The sequence below is a fragment of the Micromonospora pisi genome, from assembly GCF_003633685.1.
Taxonomy (GTDB): domain Bacteria; phylum Actinomycetota; class Actinomycetes; order Mycobacteriales; family Micromonosporaceae; genus Micromonospora_G; species Micromonospora_G pisi.
In genome coordinates, this window is sequence record NZ_RBKT01000001.1 from 642,341 (window position 1) to 661,009 (window position 18,669).

An 18,669-nucleotide genomic window follows, 5' to 3' on the forward strand; every position below is an offset into this window, starting at 1 on the left:
CCAGGAGAATGTCGTGCGCCTCTTGCTCACCGTTGTGGATCCGCCCTCGGTCGCGACCGACTACCAGGTGGACGTCACACCCGAGACCACCGTCCACGAACTCGCCGGGGCGCTGGCCGCCCGACGGCCGGAACCCACCGACGAGCCACCTCCGATCTTCGTCGCCGGGACGCCGCTGCACCCCGGTCTGGTCCTGGCCGAAGCGCCGCTGCGGCAGGGAACGGTGCTCGGACTGGGCCGTCCCGCGGAGGAGACGGCCACGCCGCCACGGGGGCTGGTCGAGGTACGGGTGGTCGGCGGCAGCGACGCCGGTGGCGTCTACCAGCTCGACATCGGCGAGCACACCGTCGGCGCGGCGAGCACCTGCCGGGTACGTCTCTCCGATCCGGCCCTGGCCGCGGTGATGGCCCGGGTACGGGTCACCCCCGACGGCCGGTGCCACCTCCTCCCGGTCGGCACCGGACTACTGCTCGACCGGACCGAACTCGACGGCGAGGCGGTCTGGCCACCGGGGGCTCAACTGGCCGTCGGCTCGTCCCTGCTGGAACTACGTACGCCGGAACGGGCCGACGCCGCGCTGCAACTCTCCGAGGACCGGACCGGGTTCGACTACAACCGGCCACCCCGGTTGCTGCCGGCCGCAAAGACCACCCGCTTCGCCCTGCCCAACCCGCCGATCCCACCGGAACGGCGCCCCCTGGCATTGATCGCCATCCTGGCGCCGCTGGTGGTCTCCGGCGCGGCGTACTTCATCACGAAGAACCCGGCCACCCTGCTCTTCGCCCTGCTGTCGCCGCTCGCGCTGATCGCCAACCAGATCAGCAGCCGCCGCCAGGGCCGGGCGTCCTACCGGGGCCGGCTCGCCGAGTACGAGGAGAAGAAGGCGCGCGTCGCCGCCGAGGCGCAGGAGGCGCTGACCGCCGAGCGCCTGGCCCGCCGGCAGAGCTGCCCGGACCCGGCCGCCGTGCTGCTGATCGCGGTCGGACCGCAGCGACGGCTCTGGGAGCGGCGACGGTCCGACCCGGACTTCCTGGAGCTGCGGGCCGGCACGGCCGACCTGCCGTCCGAGGTCGTGCTCAGCGACCCGGCCCAGGACGAACACCGGCGGGAGATCCGGTGGAGTGCGCTGGACGTACCGGCGACGGTTGCCGTACGCCGGCACGGCGTCGTCGGTGTCGCTGGCGGTGAGCTGGCCCGGACCACCGCTCGGTGGATGCTCGCGCAGGCCGCGGCGCTGCACAGCCCCGAGGACCTGCAGCTCTACCTGCTCGCCGGGGCCGGCGACGCCGAGGGCTGGGCCTGGACGCGATGGTTGCCGCACCTGGCCCCGCGCGACGGTCAGGACACCCTGGCCACTGTCGGCGCCGACACGCAGACCCTGGCCCGCCGGGTGGCGGAGCTGGTCGCGCTGATCTCCGCCCGGGCGGCGGTCTCGACCACCGACGGCGCCTTCCGGGACGTCCTGGTCGTGCTCGACGGGGCGCGGAAACTGCGGACACTGCCGGGCGTCACCCAGATCCTGCGGGAAGGTCCGGCGGTCGGCGTGTTCGCGATCTGTCTCGACGCCGAGGAGAAGCTGCTGCCCGAGGAGTGCCAGGCGGTCGTCTCCCAGCAGCCCGACGGCACCCTGCTGGTCACCCGTACGCTGGCCGAGCCGATCTCCGGCGTGCACCCGGACCTGGTGGCGCCCGAATGGCTGCGTCGGGTGGCGCGGGCCCTGGCGCCGCTGCGGGACACCGGAGGCAAGGACGACGGCGGGGCCCTGCCGGACGCCAGCCGGCTGCTCGACGTACTGGCGATGGAGCCGCCGGAGCCGGATGCCGTCGAGGCCCGCTGGGCGACCGGTGGCCGGACCACCGAGGCGGTGCTCGGCATCTCCCTGGACGGCCCGTTCGCCCTCGACCTGAAGCGGGACGGGCCGCACGCGCTGGTCGCCGGAACCACCGGATCGGGCAAGTCCGAGCTGCTCCAGACCCTGGTCGCCTCGCTCGCGGTCGCCAACCGGCCGGACGCGATGACCTTCGTGCTGGTGGACTACAAGGGCGGCAGCGCGTTCAAGGACTGTGTGCTGCTGCCGCACACCGTCGGTATGGTCACCGACCTGGACACCCACCTGGTCAGTCGGGCCCTGACCTCGCTCTCGGCCGAGCTGCGGCGTCGGGAGCACATCCTCGCCGAGGCCGGCGCGAAGGACATCGACGACTACGTTGAGCTGCTGCGGCGGGAGCCGACCCGGACCCCGATGCCGCGTCTGCTGATCGTGATCGACGAGTTCGCCTCGATGGTCCGGGACCTGCCCGACTTCGTCACCGGGCTGGTCAACATCGCGCAGCGGGGCCGGTCGCTCGGCATCCATCTGGTGCTGGCGACACAGCGCCCCGGCGGGGTGGTCTCGCCGGAGATCCGGGCCAACACCAACCTGCGGATCGCGCTGCGGGTCACCGACAGCAGCGAAAGCCAGGACGTCCTGAACGCCCCCGACGCGGCCTCGATCTCGAAGTCGACACCCGGCCGGGCGTACGTCCGGTTGGCGCAGTCCTCACTGGTGCCGTTCCAGGCGGGTCGGGTCGGCGGATTCCGTCCCGGCAGCGTCACCACCGAGCGGCCGGCACCGTGGCTGGTGCCGCTGGACTGGACCGACCTGGGCCGGCCGGCACCGAGCCGCCCCGGCGGCTCCGGCCCGTCCGCCGAACTGACCGACCTCGCGGTGCTGGTCCAGGCGGTACGCGGGGCGAGCGAACGGCTCGGCATCCCGCCCCAGCACAGCCCCTGGCTGCCCGCGTTGCCGACGACGCTGACGGTGGACGCGCTGCCCGCTCCCCGTACCGGCGACTACCACCTGCCGGCGGTCGCGTACGGGCTGGTCGACCTGCCGGCCCGGCAGGAGCAGGTCCCGCTCGAACTGGACCTGGCCACGCTCGGGCACCTGCACGTCATCGGATCGTCGCGCAGCGGCCGGTCACAGACCCTGCGTACGATCGCCGGCACGCTGGCCCGCGCGCACTCCAGCGCCGACGTGCACCTGTACGGCATCGACTGCGGCAACGGCGCCCTGCTCGCCCTGGGCGAGCTGCCGCACTGCGGTGCGGTGGTGCAGCGGACCGAGGCTGAGCGGCTCGGTCGCCTGCTCACCCGGCTGACCGCCGAGATGGGACGCCGACAGCAGTTGCTCGCCTCGACCGGCTCGGCGAGCCTGGTCGAGTTCCGGTCCGGGACGGCCGGGTCCGAGCGCCCGCCGCACATCCTGGTGCTGCTGGACCGGTGGGAGGTCTTCGACAAGACCTTCGCCGACTTCGACAACGGCACCCTGATGTCGGCGCTACTCACCCTCCTGCGTGAGGGCGCCGGGGTCGGTATCCACCTGGTGCTGGCCGGAGACCGGAGCATGTTCTCCACCCGGGTCTCCGCCACCACCGAGGACAAGTTGGTGCTACGGCTCAGCGAGCGCAGCGACTACAGCATGGTCGGCATCAACTACCGCCAACTGCCGGACGAGATCGAGGCCGGCCGGGCGTTGCGGGCGGTCGACGGCGCCGAGGCGCAGATCGCACTGCTGGCCCCGGTCCGCCATCCCGGCGCGGAACCGGCGGCGGCCGACGGTTCCGGGCAGGGGCAGGCCCGGATGCTCACCGAGATCGCCGAGGCGACCCGGTCACGGGACCGGGAGCTGCCCGAGGCGGCCCGCCCGTTCCGGATCGACGTCCTGCCCGACGAGGTGAGCCTCGCGCAGGCACGGGCGCTGGTGCGCCCGGCCGGCCCGCTCTGGGCCCTGCTCGGCGTCGGCGGCGACCAGCTCACCGCGGTCGGACCCGACCTGGCCACCATCTCCAGCTTCATCGTGGCCGGACCGCCCCGGTCGGGGCGCAGCACCGTGCTGATGACGATGGTCGCCGCGCTGTTGGAGCGGGGAACGCCGGTGGTCGTCGCGGCGCCGCGCCGGTCGCCGCTACGGGAACTGGCCGGGGTCGCGGGGGTGCTCGACGTGGTCGCCGGTGAGGACTTCACCTCGGCCCGGCTGGCGGCGGCGACCGGCGACCGGAGCGGTCCGGTGGTGGTCGTACTGGACGACGCCGAACTGCTGCTCAAGTGCGACGCCGGCAGCGACCTGGGCGAGATCGCCCGGACCGGTACGGAGACCGGGCGGGCGGTGATCATGGCGGGCACCATCGACGGGCTCTCCGGCGGCTTCGGCGGCTGGCACGTCGACGCCCGCCGCAACCGGCAGGGCGCGCTGCTCAGCCCGCAGGGGCTGGGTGACGGTGAGCTGCTCGGCGCGAAGCTGTCCCGGGGTCAGCTCGGCGGCGGGCGGCCCGGCCGGGCGCTGGCCCACTTCGGCGACGGCCGGGTACGGGCGGTGCAGGTGCCCCGTACCGACCTGGCGGCGGTGCGGGAAGCGGTACGGGAGGCGGCGCCCCTCGGCTGAGGCGGTACGCGATCAGGGGGGACACCGTCGGTGTTCCCCCCTGACCTCGTGTTGCCGGCGAAGTGTCGGTTACGCCGCCTCCGGCCCTACCTCGGTTCCCGCCGGGCGCCCCGCCGGGCCGGCTGCGGTGCCGGCGGGCGAGGTGAGTTCCAACGTGCCGGTGATCGTGTCGAAGAGGGCGAACAACTCGTCGGCCTCGGCGACGTTCGGGCTGGACCCGGTCACCACCAGGACATTCGTGGCACCGGGCAGGGGTACGACGGTGTGCATGACGACGGACCGGATGGTCGCCTCGTCCAGGGTGACGTGCTGGACGCCGTACACCCGGCCGACCGTACCGATGTCGTTGATCTGGGCGGTACCCACCCGCCGCCAGGTCCCGTCCGCCTGCTCCGGGTGCTGCACCGCGGTCAGGGCGCCGAGCAGGTCACCGCTGGCCGGTGGGGTCACCACCGACACCAGCACGGTGGCGGTGAACGGGCCGTCCTGGTAGAGCTGGAACGTCCCGGCCGCGTGGACCGCGCCGGAGCGCCAGGCGTGCCGCACCGACCGGCGTACCGATTCGGTGAACGCACCGGCCTGGATCTCGGACAGGCCGGCGTCGCGGGCCTGAGTCCACACGTCGTGGGCGATCCGGTTCTCGCTGGCCTCGTCGGCGAGGGAGAAGTCGACCCAGTCCTCGGGCGTACGCAGCCGGAACCCGGTGGGAGCCGGGGCGGCCGTGGTGGTCACGTCGGTCACGTCAACTACTCCTTCGCCTGCGGCGCTGATCCGTCGGTCGCCGGTTCGGTGAGCGCGGCGACCGTCTGCTCGTCTGTCTCCCGGAACGCGTCCGCGACCGCCTTCGCCGCGTCGCGTACCCCCTCCAGGTCCTTGCTCAGGACGTGGCGACCGTCACCCCACCGCTTCTCGAACTCGTGCGCGGCCGATTCCAGGTCGTGCTGGCCGAGCAAGTCCACCAGCTGGCCCATGGCTTTGATCGGTGCGCTGTCCATCAGGTCTTTGGTGCGTTGCAGCAGGTCGTGCACCCGCTCCAACTCTGCACCGGGAACGTCGATCACGCTCATGCGGATTCCTTCGGCCGTCGCAGCAACTCTGCGCGGTACACGGACCCCCGGGCTCACCGGTTCAGTCGCCCTGAACCGATCCGGTCTCCGGTACGTGTGCATGTCACTTCCCGGAAAAGGGCCGGGAGACCGCCCGTCGGGGCGGGCCCGTACCCATCCACGAGCCACTGTGAACGAGGTAGTCATGCCCAGGCTGATCCCCGGCGTCGGAAGCGGCCGTACCAGCACGGCGTCGGGTTGGTTGGCCCTCGTGGCCGCCGCGCTGCTGATCCTGCTGCCCCTGACCCCCGGCCGGGCGGTGGCCGAGCCAACGGTGCCGTACTGGGTGGTGCCCGGCGATCCGGGGACGACCAGCCAACTGACCCTGCCCGGGGTCGCGGACCGGCTCCTCGGCGACAGCCGCCGCTGGCCGGAGATCTTCGATCTCAACCAGGGCCGGACCCAACCGGACGGGCTGACGCTGACCGACCCGGCGCAACTGCGCGCCGGTTGGGTGCTGGTGCTGCCGAGCAACGCGAGTTCCGGCGAGATCCGGATCGGACCCCCGCCCGGCGCGGACGGGTCGCCGACGACCGGGACCGTGCCCGGGTCGGCGCCCGGCGCACTGCCCCCGGCGCCTCAGGTCACGTCGACCGGCGGCGGGGCCGGAACCCGCATCCTCGGTCTCTCCCCCGCTGTTGCGGTCGCGATCGGTCTGGGTCTGCTGCTGGCCGTGGGTGCCGCGGCCGTGGGGGTGCCGGCGCTGCGTCGCCGAGGCACCCGAACGGCGGCGCCGGCACCGGTCGCGACCGGCTCCCGGGCGGTGCTCGACCGCGCGTTGCGCCAGCTCGCCACGCAGGTGTCCCGACCCCAGGTGTACGCGGCCGTCGTCGGTCCGGACCGGGTGTCGCTGCGGCTGGCCCCGGCGGTGCCGGAGGCGCCGTCACCGTGGCAGCCGCGCGAACAGGGTTCGGTGTGGGAGGCGCCCAACTGGCAACTGGACGATGCTTCGGCCACGGCCGGGACCACCGGCCTTCCGCTGCTCGCCACGGTCGGCACGATCGGTGGCGAGCTGACCGTGGTGAACCTGGGGCGGGCACCGGGCGTGGTCGCACTCACCGGTGACCCGGCCGTCTCGATGGCGGTGGTCGGCGCCTTCCTGGACGAGATCGGCACCGACCCGGCCGCCGCGTCGGTGGCGATCACCATCGTCGGTCCGGTTCCCGGCACCCGGCTGCCGGCGGGCCGTCTGCGGACCGCCACGGAGGTCGACGGGGTGACCGGGCCGCTCGACGCAGGGCGGTCCGGCACGCCCGATCCCGGTCCCGGCGCGCCGGGACCGCTGCGCGGACAACTGGTGGTGGTCACCGCACCGATCCCGTCGGCGGCGGTCGAGCGGCTCGGCGCACTGGCGCGGCTCTCGGACGACACGGCCGCCGTACTGGTCGTCGGGGACGTACCGAACGCGGCCTGGCGGTTCGAGGCCGGCGCGGACGGCGCGTTCGACGTCGGCGTACTCGGCCTGCGCCTCGACCCGCCAACCGCAGCTCGCGCCCGCGCCGCCCTCCCGTACGGCGGCCGGGGCTGATCCCGCCCCTGCTCGTTACCCGAAAGGAAGGAACTGGTGATGAAGGCAGTCAGCTCCCGCGTGCTGCTCGGTCCGCTGGCACTGGCCGCGGCCCTGCTCGCCGCCGGGTGCACGAGCACGGTGACCGATCCGGTCGCCGTGCCCCAGCCGGAGGTCGGCACCGTGCAGAACGACCTGGGTAGACGCAGCCCGGAGGGTGGCTACTGGCCCAGGTCGGTGCAGCTCGGACAGAACCCTGAGTTGGGTCCGGTCGTGCTCGACGGGCAGGGCTTCACCCTGTACCGGTTCGACAACGACAGCCCGCAGCCACCCACATCGACCTGTACCGACGCCTGCGCGATGCGGTGGCCACCGGTGCTGGTCAGCGAAAAAATCACCTTCCAGAACCTGGATCCCACCGCGCTCGGCGCGGTGAACCGGGCGGACGGCACCCAACAGGTGACCGTCGGAGGGTGGCCCGTCTACCGCTTCACCGACGACCAGGTGCCCGGGCAGATTCTCGGGCAGGGAACGGAGGGGATCTGGTTCGCGATCGCCCCGGACGGCGGCAAGGCCGCACCGCCCGGGGCTCCGATTGGCAGCTGAGGAGGGTTGAAAAGTGATGGTTGGCACACAAACCATGCGCGTACGAACTCCACCGGAATCACTGCTTCATTGTTTGGTCCGGCGCTGGCAGAAGTCGGCATGGTGGGGGCCGCGGAGGGTGGAGGAAAATGGCGGGGTTAAGGACGCAGCGTCGCCGCGAGGTGGCCGACGAGGCATTGGTCCGATCCCTGTTCCAGGAGCACGGCCGGGCGATGCTGGCGTACGCCACACAGCTGACCCGGGACCGTGCGGCAGCGGAGGACGTGGTCCAGGAGGCGCTGGTACGCGCCTGGCGACATCCGGACAGCCTGGTCAACGGCAAGGGATCGGTACGCGGGTGGTTGCTGACGGTCGTACGCAACATCGTCACCGACACCATCCGGGCGCGGAACGCACGCCCGACGGAGGTGGCGGAAACCCCGGTCGAGGTGGCGATCGAACGCGACCACGCCGATCACGTGGTCAATTCGATGGTGGTCGTGGACGCACTCAACAAGCTGTCACCGGAACACCGCGAGGTGCTTGAACAGGTTTACCTACTCGGGAGTACAGTCGCGGAAGCCGCCAAGGCGCTCGGTATTCCGCCCGGGACGGTGAAATCGCGCTCCTTCTATGCACTCCGGGCGCTACGCGAGATTCACTCGGAGCGCACACCCGGGATGGAACGGTCTGCCTCATGACGACGCTGGACAGCAAGAACACCTTTGATGACCACGTGGACATCGGCGGCTACCTGATGGAGACCCTCGATCCGGAGGAGACCCGTCAGGTCGAACAGCACCTCGCGGACTGCGCGGAGTGCCGCGCCGAGGTCGAGTCGCTGCGGGAGTGGCAGCAGGCGCTCGAAACCGTACCCGAGGCGATGCTGCTGGACGGGCCGCCCGAGGGCGGCGACCTGTTGCTGCAACGGACCCTGCGCCAGATCCGCGCGGAGTCCGGCGGCCGCCGGACCCGCCGCAACACGTTGATGAGTTCGGCCGCGGTGGTGGTCGTCGCGGCCGCGATCTCAGCCGGTGTCGTGGTCGGCCGGGCGAGCGACGATGGTGCGAGCCAGGCCCTGCCCACGCCCTCCCCCACGGTCGCGACCGCCGCACCGGACACCCGGTTCGCCACCGCCGACGACGCGACCACCGGTGCCCGGATCACCGTCGCGCTCGAGCCCGCACCCGGCTGGGTACGGATCAACGCGGCGGTCTCCGGCATTCCCGCCGGTGAGCCCTGCAAGTTGCTGGTGATCGGCAAGGACGGCACCGAGGTCCTGGCCGGTAGCTGGGTGGTGTCACAGAAGGGCGAGGCCGAGGGCACCACACTCGACGGCAGCGCGCTGATCGACCCGGCCAACGTGGCCCGGGTCGAGGTGGAGAACGTCGCCGGCAAGAAGTTCACCTCGGTGGAGTTCTAGCCCGTACGCCCGACGACGGCGGAGGTGCCCGTGCCACCCGGCGCGGGCACCTCCGCCGTTTCGCGCGGCCCTACTGGTACCTGCCGACGCAGGTCGCGGCGGCGTCGGTGGTGGAGCCGGTCGCGGAGAAACCGGCGCGGAACGCCTCGACCCGGGCGAAGCCGGACGGGACACTGCCGCCGTCCACGTCGGCCGCGATCACACTGTCCGTGGTCAGCATCTCGGCCACCGCCTCGTCCAGGTCACCCGGGGAGAGTTGCAGCGCCGCACCCCGGCCGGCGACGATCGCACCCGCCCACACCCCGGTCAGACAGGCCGTACGTTGGGCGGTGGCGAGCCCACGCAGCGGGTAGCCCGCCGACCGCTGGAGCGAGAGCGCGTACCGCGAGGCGACCTCGGCGAAGGCGGCGAAGTCGCCGATGCCACCCCGGTTGCCCCGCTGGGGGGCGGTGCCGATCCGGACCAGGTCGTCGAGGTCGAGCCCGATGGTGTCGCTGCTCGGGCAGTAGGAGGCCGGTGAGGTCCGGCGGGCGTCGGGACAGTCGGGCGCTCCCACGACGATCGACGGCGGTCGCGGACCGTTGGACACGAACACGGCGCGCAGGGTCGTCTGCAACGCCGTCAGCGCGCTCCGGTCGTCCACCCGCAGGTTTCCCTCGTCCCCGTCGACCGCTTCCTGGTCACCGCTGGCCTGCTGGGTGATCCGGTCACGTACCTCGGCCTCGTTGATCCGGGCGCACCGAACGGGTCCGTCACCGAATCCGAACTGGAACGCCGACACCCGGTCGAAGGCGTTGCCGTGCGCGCCCTCGGCGTCGAATCCGGTGCCGGCCGAGTCGCGGATGAAAAAGAGGGTGGAGAGGATCTGGTTGAGTCCGGGGCCGGTGGAGATCTGGAAGTGCGGCGCGTTGCCCTCGGCCACCCAGCGGAAGAAGTTGCCCGCGTAGCAGTCGGCCTGCTGTTCCTTGACGATGGAACTGGTCTGCGCGGTGATGCCGCTGGCCGCACCGAGCCGGAACTGCACCGCGTGCCCCAGTTCGTGGGCGAGTACGGCCACCACCGACATCGGTCCGAAGGAGTCGTTGAGCGTGGGGAGCAGTTCCCCCCGGTCCCAGGCGACCGTGTCGTCGGCGGCACAGTAGAAGGCGTTGACCAGGCCCGCGGTGCTGGCCTGACACACCTGCACCCCGGCGCCACCGGAGTCGTACGAGATCAGCTGTCCGACCGGCTCGAACCGCTTCCCGAAACTCGCCGGAAGCTGTTCGGACCAGTACCTCTGTACGTCGTCGATGGCGTTGAGGGCGAGTTGGTCGATGGCTCCCCGGTCGCCGCCGAACGCGGTCAGCCGCGAGTCACCGGCGCCCGGCCGGGGTCCGCTCTCGCCGGTGGTGATCTCCAGGCCGGCGACCTTGGTCGAGCTCCAGCGTTCGACGCCGCCGGTGCCGGCGACGGAGCGGGTGCAACCCGCCAGCAGGGTGACCGCCAGCAGGACCGCCCCCCATCTGATCCGATGAGCGGACCGCGTCATGTTCACACACCATCCCGAGCTTGTCGTGTCACGTGGGTGGGCATCGTTACGACAGACGGGTGTGCGTGGCTGGCGAAGGCCAGACCGGCACACCCGTCTGTCGAACTACTGATCAGCCTTGTCGGGTCGTCGCTCAGCCGAGGAAGACCGACGCGACGGCGTTGTCGAAGTTGACCTTGGACAGGTCCCGTACGTCACCGTTGATGACCAGCGAACGTCCCTTGCAGTTCGCCTCGGACCAGATCTTGAGCGAGCCGGGGGCGGCAACCGAGGAGGTGACCCCGGGGCGGCTGAGGTTCTGGCAGCCGCTGCCACCGACACCCTGGGAGGCACCGTTGTCGCTGAAGTTGGCGTCGTCGAAGAGAACCGCGCTGGTGGCTGGGGTCGCCTGCGGGGCGTCGCCCGCCGGGGCGTCGTTCCCACCGGCCGGCACGCCGGCCTTGGCGCCGGTCGGCGTCACGCCGAACCAGGTGCCGCCCACACCCTGGCCGAGGGTGTCACCGCGCTTGGTGTCCTTGGCGAAGCGGTAGACCGGCCAGCCGCCGATGGTGACCTGACGGGTGCCGTCGGCCCGCTTGACCGTACCGATCGCCGACTTCTTGATGCCGGCGATGAAGATCTTGCCACCGGGTGCGACGGTGACCGGCGGCCAGGTGACCGCGCAGTCGCCGTTGCAGTTCGACCTGGACGGGTTGGCGGTGTCCTTGTCGAACCGGTAGAGGGTCAGTCCGGCGCCGTTGACGACAACCGGGTCGAGGTCGCCGGCCCTGCTGGCGGTGAGCTGGACCCACTTCTGCGCCGACTGCAGCTTCGCGCCGGTCGCGGCGCCACCGTTGGGCACCGCCCAGTCGCCGGTGCCGGCCGGGGAGTTGTTCGACTTCGCGGTGCCCGAGAGCAGGGACAGGTCGGTGCCCGCCCCGTCGCCCTGGCCGGACGCCTGGGTGGTGGCCTGGGTGGTCGTCTGGGCGGCCGGGGCCGGCGCGGCCGGGTCCGAGCCGCAGGCCGAGAGCATCGCCACGCCAGCCGCCATGAGGACAGCAAAGGGCACGAGGTGCTTGCGCAACATTTGATTTCTCCAGTGGTCTACCCGGTTCCAGCACATCCGGAAGCCGTTCGGAGTCCACACGGAGCCCACGCGAAAACGGTTCAGTCTGTTCTCGACGTGGTTGGCGTCACGACCGTCGCGCTCACCGCACCTGGGCGAGGAACCGGGCGAGCCGCTCACTGCGCGGCGCCTCGAACACCTCGGCCGGCGGCCCGGCCTCGACCACGCGCCCGTGGTCCATGAAGACGACCTGGTCCGCGACCCGCCGCGCGAACCCCATCTCGTGCGTGACCACCACCATCGTCATCCCCTGCGCGGCCAGGTCCGCCATCAGCGCCAGCACGCCCTTGACGAGTTCGGGATCGAGCGCCGAGGTCGCCTCGTCGAAGAGCATCACCCGCGGCGACATCGCCAGGGCACGGGCGATCGCGACCCGTTGCTGCTGGCCTCCGGAGAGCTGGGCGGGACGTACGTCGGCCTTGTGCCGCAGGCCGACGATGTCGAGTTGACGCAAGCCCAACTCGGCCGCCTGGTCGGCCGGAAGCCTCCTGAGCTGCCGGAGCGCCAGGGTGATGTTGCGCAGCACGGTCAGGTGCGGGAAGAGGTGGAACCCCTGGAAGACCATGCCGATCCGCTGCCGCAGCACGTCCGGGTCCTGCCGCAACACACTCTCGCCGTCGAGGAGTACGTCGCCACGGTCCGGCTCCAGCAGCCGGTTGAGCGTACGCAGCAGAGTGGACTTGCCCGAACCGGAAGGGCCGATGACACAGGCCGTCTCACCCCGCGCGACATCGAGGTCGACACCGCGCAGCACCTGGTGTCGCCCGAAGGCGAGGTGGATGTCCCGTGCCGCCAGGCTGAGCGACTCGTACGAGGTCGGGACCGTGGTTCGTGCCCGCTGCTGGTCTCGCTCAGTCACGACCCACTCCTGTGTCCACCGTGGCCGGCGCGCCGGCCGCTTCGTACGTCTCGGGCTCCTCGTCGGTGGCGCCGACGGGCCCCCGCCGTAGCCGCCGGTCGATCCAGTTGACCAGGTGGGTCAGCGGCACCGTGATCACCAGGTAGCAGAGGCCGGCCAGGAGCAGGGCGGACTCGTTGCCGGTGTTGGCGGCGTGGTCCTGGCCGATCCGGAACAGGTCCCGTTCGCTGGCCAGCAGCCCGAGGAAGTAGACCAGGCTGGAGTCCTTGATCAGCGCGATCAGCTGGTTCACCCAGGCCGGCAGGATCCGTCGTACCCCCTGCGGAATGATCACCAGTCGCATCGCCGTGCGGTGGGACAGGCCCAGCGCCCGGCTCGCCTCCAGTTGGCTGGCCTCGACGCTCTGGATGCCGGAGCGGAAGATCTCACCGATGTACGCGGCCGCGATCAGCGACAACGCGAGGATGCCCAACGGGTACGGGTTCGGTCCCCACCAGGCCATGCCGAGCGGCGCGAGCCCCACGCCGATGAGCAGGATGGTGACGGCTGCCGGCAGGCCCCGGAACACGTCCGTGTAGACCCGCGCGGGCCAACGCAGCCAACGGGTCCGAGCCAGGCCGGCGACGGCGAGCAGCATCCCGAGCAGGGTGCCCAGGACCGCCGAGACGACCGCCAGCAGCAGCGTGTTCCGGAGGCCGATCGTGAGCATCTCGGGTAGGGCTTCGCGCATCGACCCCAGGTCGAAGAACGTCTCCCAGAGCGTCTTGAGGGTATCCATCGCCTTACCTGTCTCGGACCCGTTGGGCGTTCACCGGTCGGTCAGGCCGACGGAGTGGCTGCGGGGGTGGCCGACGGGCCGGCCTTGACCGGCGGGAACGCAACCGCACCGCTGCCGGGCTTGAAGGTGTCCGGGACCGGACGGCCGGGGTAGTACTGCTCCTGGAGCCGGGTCCAGGTGCCGTCCTCGATCACCTGGTCCAGGCCCTTGTTCAGCAGTTCCCGCAGCGCGTCGTTCCCCTTGGCCACCACGTACGCGGTCGGCGCGGAACTGAGCTGCTTCTCCACCAGGACGATCTTGCCGCTGCTCTCCTGTGCGGACTTCTCACCGATCTCGGCCGGCGAGATCCAGGCGTCCGCGGTCTTCGCCTTGAGCTGGTTGATCGCACCGTTGTAGTCGGGCACGCGTACCGGGTCGAGACCCTCCTTGGTGGCGTAGTCGTCCTGCACGGTCCCCTGCACCACCACCACGCGGGCGCCCTTGAGCTGGTCGAAGCCCTTGATCGGCGAGCCGGCCGGTACGTCGAGACCGAAGTAGCCGAAGTCGTACCCGTTGCCGAAGTCGACGGTCTTCTTGCGCGCCTCGGTGATGGTGACCGACGAGCTGCCGACGTCGAACTTGTGGTTGTTGACCTGGGCGAGCAGCGCCGAGAACTCGGTGCCGACGAATTCGACCTTCAACCCGACCTTGCCGGCGACAGCGGTCAGCAGGTCGTTGTCGAAGCCGGTGAACCGGCCGTCCTTGAGGTAGACGTTCGGCGGGGCGTCGCTCAGTGTTCCCACCCGCAGGGTTCCGGGCCGCAGCAGGTCGTACGGGTTGTCGGCGGAGTCGGCGGCGGAAGAGCCGCAGGCGGCGGCGACGCCCAGCAGTGCGATGGCGGCGAGACCGGAGAGCAGGCGGTTGAACGGACGGGTAGAGCGCATGCGGATACTCCAACTTCAATCACAAATGGCGGCACCCGGAATGGGAACCGGGGCACGACGGAATAAGGCATGGCCAATCGAGCGCCGTGCCCAGAAAATTGCGGAATTGCCGGCGGATCAGACCCGTCGGTGGAGGTGGTCAGCCGTGGCCACGACAGAGCATCGTGCTCGTACGGCAGAGGTCGATATGCCGGCGGCACCAGTGCCAGACGGCGTGCGGGGTGCCGAAACGGGCGGCGCGTGGTCCACGCATGGAACAACCTCCATCGGTCCTGGCGGTAGCACCCGCACCCGTTAGGGGGGTTGCTGCGATATCGACGAGCCAGGTCTCTCAATCGCTCTGGATGGGCTGCGTCAGCCTACTCAATCCACTGCGGGCAATTCCAGTCGGATACCGCCACGACGCCTGTGGCGCTCGCCACCACCCATTCCGACTCATCGGTGGCCGGGCGGAGGACGGGGGAATCCGGATGGCCACGACAGCGTTGTTGACCACGGAACGACTGGAAAGCAACCTGAAGCCGGAGGAGATCATGAAGGTTCGTAGTTCGCTACGCGCACTGAAGCAGCGGCCGGGTTCGGTGGTCGTACGTCGGCACGGCAAGGTGCTGGTCGTCAACCGCACCAACCCGCAATGGAAGTCCCGCCAGGGCTGACGCCCGGGGGAATGTTCCGGCACGGCTGGGGTAGGCGACCTCCGTGCCGGGAACGGATGACGGGCCCGACCAGGAACGAACGGGACGGGGTGGGGCTCATGTCGCGGCACGGGACACGGCGCGACGGCCCGGGCGGGCGCTCGGGCCCACTCAGCCGACTGACCGACGGGCTCCTGGCCGGCGCCGTGGCCACGCTCGCCCGCGAGCTGGTCAGCAACCTGGACGTGGCGGTACGGGCCCGGCCGATGAGCGACACCCACCAGCGCGCGGTGCAACGACTGGCCGAGGTGACGCGGGTGAGTCTCGGTCCCGAGGAACGGGCCGCCGATCGCCGGGCCGGCCTCGGCCCGGTGCTCGGCTACGTCAACGGGGTGTTGACCGTGGCGGTTTTCGCCGCGGCCACCTTCTGGTGGCGTCCGCCGGCGCCGGTGGCGGCGGGCATCGTCGCGATCGGCGGAATGCTGGTCGCGGACGGGCAACTTGCCGCCCTGGGAGTGACGAACCCCCGCCGCTGGCGGGCACAGGACTGGCTGGAGGACGCCGTCCCGTACCTCGCCTACAGCCTCACCGCCGTCGCTGCCCTGGACAGGATGGATACGCTGCGGCGGGCGGGACGAAGCCCGGGACGACCGCGCTGACCGCCCGTTCACCGGGTCACACCGAGTGTTCACCGGCCGTTGGGCCGAGGCGATCTGGACACCCCGCCCGACCGACCCGCTAATGGAGATCACCTCCAGTCGCTGGGCTTCCAGATCGGCCGGAGTCATCCCATGTCGCCACAGAACCTTCGTGTCCTGCGACCGCTCGCGGCCGGACACCGGGATCCCGCACCCATCGGAGTCCATAGTGGACGTCGCGGTCCTCACGGAGGCTACAGCCACCGCCTACGTCGCCGCCGCCGGTTACCGGGTCGGCCCGGTCGGCCGGGTCGGCGTGGAACTCGAGTACGTCGTGCGGGACCCGGCGTACCCGCTCGACCGGCCCACCGCCGACCGCCTGTACGCGGCTCTCGGCCACCTGGGCGATCCGTTGCCCGGCGGCAGCCGGATCACCGTCGAGCCCGGTGGTCAGCTCGAACTCTCCTCCGCCGTCGGCGTCGATCTGGCCGCCTGCGTCACGGATGTGGCCGGCGACCTGGAACTGGTCCGCGCCGCGCTCGCCGCCCACAACCTGGTGCTGGACGGCACGGCCCTCGACACGATCCGGGCGCCACGGCTCATCACCACGCATCCGCGTTACCTCGCCCTGGCGGCGTACCACGACCGATCGGGTCCCGGCGGTCGCACCGTCATGTGCAACACGGCCTCCGTGCAGGTGTGCGTCGACGCCGGGGACGAGTCCGACGACTGGAGCGCGTACGACCGCCGCTGGCGGCTCGCGAACGCGATCGGCCCGGTGCTGCTCGCCTCGTTCGCCAACTCGCCCCACGTCACCCGTTCCGGCACCCGCTGGGTCTCCTACCGGCAGGCACTGCGGTTCAGCACCGACGCCAGCCGGACCCGCGCGCCGCGTACCCGTACCGAGCCGCGTAGCGCCTGGGCGCGGTACGCGCTCGACGCCCGGGTCGCGCTGATCGCCGAACCCGAGCCGATGCCGTGGCTGGCCCCGACGGGCCTGACCATGCGGGACTGGTTGCGCGGCCACGGTCCGCGCCCGGTCACCCTCGACGACCTGGAGCGTCACCTCGCCACCCTGGTACCGCCGATCCGACCCCGCGGCTACCTGGAGTTCCGGATGATCGACCAGCAGCCGGGGAACGGTTGGATCGTGCCGGCGGCCGTGGTTACCGCCCTGATGGACGACGCGGGCGCGGCGTACGCCGCCGCCGAGGCGACCGCCCGTCTCGGGCACCTTCGCCTGCACCGCAACTGGCTCACCTCCGCCCGCGAGGGTCTGACCCACCCCGGCCTGCACGCCGCCGCGGTCACCTGCTTCACCGCCGCCGCCGACGCGCTGCCCCGGCTCGGCGCCCCGGCACCGGTACGGGCGGCGGTGGCCGACTTCATCGAGCGGTACGTGCTGCCCGGCAGGTGTCCCGCCGACGACCCCGGATCCCGCGCGATAGCGGCTTTTGCCCATGATCCGGCAAATAGCGATTGATTGATGTTGAATTGGCGGCGTATGCTGCCTGTCAAGTTGATGTGTCAACGGGCCTGGTCCCGACCCCGCCGCACCTGAGCCACCGCCGGAACGGGCGCCACGGCAACGGTTCCCGCACTACGCCCGCCGGCACCGAGCGGATCACTCGCGGGAGGCCGGGATGACCACATCACCGCAACGCATCCGACGCAACCGGTCACCCCTGTCCACCGTCGCGATCCGCCTCGGCCTGCTGGCCCTGGTGTCGTACCCGGTCTTTCCCTGGACGGCGGAGTCCACCGTGGGCGCGGCGCGCTCCAGTGAGACGGGACGGACGTCGGATCCCGTGGGCGGCGGCCTCCCGCCCCGTACCCCATGGGTGCCCTGCCTGACCATCGTCGCGGTGCCGGACGCGGCCGGGCTGAGCGTGCCGAAGGCCCGGTGCCAGTACGGCACCGGCAACCCGGCCGACGCTGCCGAAGACACGCCGGCGCCCGGCAACCGCCATGGCTCCTCGTACCGGGGCGGGTTCCAGCGTGACCGCCCCGACGCGGGCCGGCCGGACCAGCTCGACACCTCCTGGGACCGGGCCGCCGACATCTGGGCGGGCCACGGCCCCCCGGTCTCCGGTGGGTCGGTCCGCGACGCCCGGACCGACCAGCTGTTCAGCTAACCAGGGTTGCCGACGGTGAGCCGGACGGTGAAGCCGTCCCGACTGTCGAAGGCGACGTGGTCACAGAGCTGATGGACGAGCCAGAGGCCACGTCCGCCACTCGCGGCCTCCGCCGTGGGAAGAAGCCCGGCGTACGGGTCGGTCGGGCCGGAACCCTTGTCACTCACGGTAACCACAATGCGGTCGACGCCGGCCCAGAACCGGACCCGCACCGGGGGGCGACCATGACGCCACGCGTTGGTGACCATCTCGCTCACCGCGACGACCAGGTCGTCGATCTCGCCCCGGGAGAGGGCGCCGTGATCGGCGTACGCCACCGCGGCGCGTGCCTGCGCCGGCGACGGGTCGAGCAGTTCCACCACCGGTGGCGTCCCCTGGATCGGGTCGATCGTCACGGATCTCGGTTCGCCGAGGAACTCCACCGGATCGGTGTACCCCGCGCTGCGCGGGTGCCCCCCGTCGGCTGTCGCCACCCTCGGATGCGTACGGGCCACGTCCCGCAGCACGCCACCGGGGGTGATCCGGGTGTCGTACGCGCACATGCTCCAGAGCGGGAACTCGTCGTACGCGTGGTTGATCGCGGCCTCGTACCGCGCCCACCAGTCCCAGGTCGCGCCGAACGCCGGCCGGGGCATCTCACCGATGATCCGGACCTGCCGGGCACCGTCGCGAACGTAGTCCGCGAGCAGTTGCCGGTAGGACCGGATCGCGGCGGCCGGGCGGGCGTAGAGACCGTCCCCGACGAGGTAGGAGATGCCCGGCTGGTCGGCGACCGCTCCGCGTACCAGGGCGGCACTCCGCTCCCCCAGCGACACCACGGTCGGCTCGCCCGCCTCGACACCGCCGAGCAGGAACGGCACCACAACGGCCAGGAGTTCCTCGTCCGAGTCGTAGTAGACAGCCTCGTGGTAGTAGCCCCGATGGCCAGCCGCCGCGCCCGTCCTCATCTCGCCCGCCCCACTCGCACCACACCGCGCCCCGGCCACTCGAGCAACCGGCGCGACAACCGGGCTTGATCATGTCA

The 18,669-nt window shown here is 71.5% G+C and carries 17 protein-coding genes and 1 riboswitch; of the genes, 9 read left to right on the top strand and 8 right to left on the bottom strand.

Going from position 1 to position 18,669, the window contains the following annotated elements; all coding sequences use genetic code 11:
• Positions 1 to 13: 13 nt before the first annotated feature.
• On the top strand, positions 14 to 4,423 hold the full coding sequence (locus tag BDK92_RS02685) for a type VII secretion EssC family protein (RefSeq protein ID WP_121154255.1): 4,410 nt from the start codon (positions 14 to 16) through the stop codon (positions 4,421 to 4,423).
• A gap of 69 nt (positions 4,424 to 4,492) precedes the next feature.
• Here the strand turns inward: BDK92_RS02685 and BDK92_RS02690 are convergent, their stop codons facing one another.
• The gene (locus tag BDK92_RS02690) at positions 4,493 to 5,164 is read right to left on the bottom strand and encodes a hypothetical protein (RefSeq protein ID WP_121154257.1); all 672 of its coding nucleotides are present in this window, start codon (positions 5,162 to 5,164) and stop codon (positions 4,493 to 4,495) included.
• Positions 5,165 to 5,169: 5 nt separating this feature from the next.
• Positions 5,170 to 5,490: a hypothetical protein gene (locus BDK92_RS02695; protein ID WP_121154259.1), complete on the bottom strand. Its 321-nt coding sequence runs from the start codon at positions 5,488 to 5,490 to the stop codon at positions 5,170 to 5,172.
• A gap of 184 nt (positions 5,491 to 5,674) precedes the next feature.
• On the opposite strand from BDK92_RS02695, the gene BDK92_RS02700 reads away from it, so the two are divergent.
• The 4 genes from BDK92_RS02700 to BDK92_RS02715 all read left to right on the top strand — a co-directional run bounded on the left by BDK92_RS02700 (position 5,675) and on the right by BDK92_RS02715 (position 9,044).
• Positions 5,675 to 7,057 carry a LysM peptidoglycan-binding domain-containing protein gene (locus tag BDK92_RS02700; protein ID WP_121154261.1) on the top strand — a complete coding sequence of 461 codons (1,383 nt, stop codon included), beginning with the start codon at positions 5,675 to 5,677 and terminating at the stop codon, positions 7,055 to 7,057.
• A 39-nt stretch (positions 7,058 to 7,096) separates the two neighbouring features.
• The gene (locus tag BDK92_RS02705) at positions 7,097 to 7,642 is read left to right on the top strand and encodes a hypothetical protein (RefSeq protein WP_121154263.1); all 546 of its coding nucleotides are present in this window, start codon (positions 7,097 to 7,099) and stop codon (positions 7,640 to 7,642) included.
• 128 nt (positions 7,643 to 7,770) lie between these two features.
• Positions 7,771 to 8,322 (top strand): sigma-70 family RNA polymerase sigma factor, encoded by a 552-nt coding sequence (locus BDK92_RS02710; RefSeq protein WP_121154265.1) that lies wholly within the window; start codon positions 7,771 to 7,773, stop codon positions 8,320 to 8,322.
• A complete protein-coding gene (locus BDK92_RS02715) occupies positions 8,319 to 9,044 on the top strand; it encodes a zf-HC2 domain-containing protein (protein ID WP_121154267.1) in 726 nt (241 codons plus the stop codon). Before BDK92_RS02710 ends, BDK92_RS02715 begins: the two co-directional genes overlap by 4 nt.
• A 70-nt stretch (positions 9,045 to 9,114) precedes the next feature.
• On the opposite strand, the gene BDK92_RS02720 is transcribed toward BDK92_RS02715, so the two are convergent.
• From BDK92_RS02720 to BDK92_RS02740, 5 genes are all read right to left on the bottom strand, one after another.
• The gene (locus BDK92_RS02720) at positions 9,115 to 10,572 is read right to left on the bottom strand and encodes a neutral zinc metallopeptidase (RefSeq protein WP_121154269.1); all 1,458 of its coding nucleotides are present in this window, start codon (positions 10,570 to 10,572) and stop codon (positions 9,115 to 9,117) included.
• Positions 10,573 to 10,705: 133 nt separating this feature from the next.
• Complete coding sequence (locus tag BDK92_RS02725) at positions 10,706 to 11,638, bottom strand: hypothetical protein (protein WP_121154271.1); 933 nt, start codon at positions 11,636 to 11,638, stop codon at positions 10,706 to 10,708.
• A gap of 121 nt (positions 11,639 to 11,759) precedes the next feature.
• Positions 11,760 to 12,536 (bottom strand): amino acid ABC transporter ATP-binding protein, encoded by a 777-nt coding sequence (locus BDK92_RS02730; RefSeq protein ID WP_121154272.1) that lies wholly within the window; start codon positions 12,534 to 12,536, stop codon positions 11,760 to 11,762.
• A complete protein-coding gene (locus BDK92_RS02735; RefSeq protein ID WP_121154274.1) occupies positions 12,529 to 13,314 on the bottom strand; it encodes an amino acid ABC transporter permease in 786 nt (261 codons plus the stop codon). Before BDK92_RS02735 ends, BDK92_RS02730 begins: the two co-directional genes overlap by 8 nt.
• A gap of 41 nt (positions 13,315 to 13,355) precedes the next feature.
• Complete coding sequence (locus tag BDK92_RS02740; protein WP_121154276.1) at positions 13,356 to 14,237, bottom strand: ABC transporter substrate-binding protein; 882 nt, start codon at positions 14,235 to 14,237, stop codon at positions 13,356 to 13,358.
• A gap of 260 nt (positions 14,238 to 14,497) precedes the next feature.
• Positions 14,498 to 14,588: riboswitch (SAM riboswitch) on the bottom strand.
• Between the two features lie 119 nt (positions 14,589 to 14,707).
• Between BDK92_RS02740 and BDK92_RS02745 the strand changes: the two genes are divergently transcribed.
• The 4 genes from BDK92_RS02745 to BDK92_RS02760 all read left to right on the top strand — a co-directional run bounded on the left by BDK92_RS02745 (position 14,708) and on the right by BDK92_RS02760 (position 17,645).
• Positions 14,708 to 14,893, top strand: coding sequence for a ribosomal protein bL36 (locus BDK92_RS02745; RefSeq protein WP_425462206.1), 186 nt, complete (start codon positions 14,708 to 14,710; stop codon positions 14,891 to 14,893).
• 98 nt (positions 14,894 to 14,991) lie between these two features.
• A complete protein-coding gene (locus tag BDK92_RS02750) occupies positions 14,992 to 15,531 on the top strand; it encodes a hypothetical protein (protein ID WP_121154278.1) in 540 nt (179 codons plus the stop codon).
• 208 nt (positions 15,532 to 15,739) lie between these two features.
• Positions 15,740 to 16,993, top strand: a complete 1,254-nt coding sequence (locus BDK92_RS02755) for a glutamate-cysteine ligase family protein (protein WP_211349031.1) — start codon at positions 15,740 to 15,742, stop codon at positions 16,991 to 16,993.
• A gap of 160 nt (positions 16,994 to 17,153) precedes the next feature.
• On the top strand, positions 17,154 to 17,645 hold the full coding sequence (locus BDK92_RS02760; protein ID WP_121154280.1) for a hypothetical protein: 492 nt from the start codon (positions 17,154 to 17,156) through the stop codon (positions 17,643 to 17,645).
• Here the strand turns inward: BDK92_RS02760 and BDK92_RS02765 are convergent.
• On the bottom strand, positions 17,642 to 18,592 hold the full coding sequence (locus BDK92_RS02765) for an anti-sigma factor RsbA family regulatory protein (protein ID WP_121154282.1): 951 nt from the start codon (positions 18,590 to 18,592) through the stop codon (positions 17,642 to 17,644). The two genes, BDK92_RS02760 and BDK92_RS02765, sit on opposite strands and share 4 nt — an antisense overlap.
• Between the last annotated feature and the right edge of the window lie 77 nt (positions 18,593 to 18,669).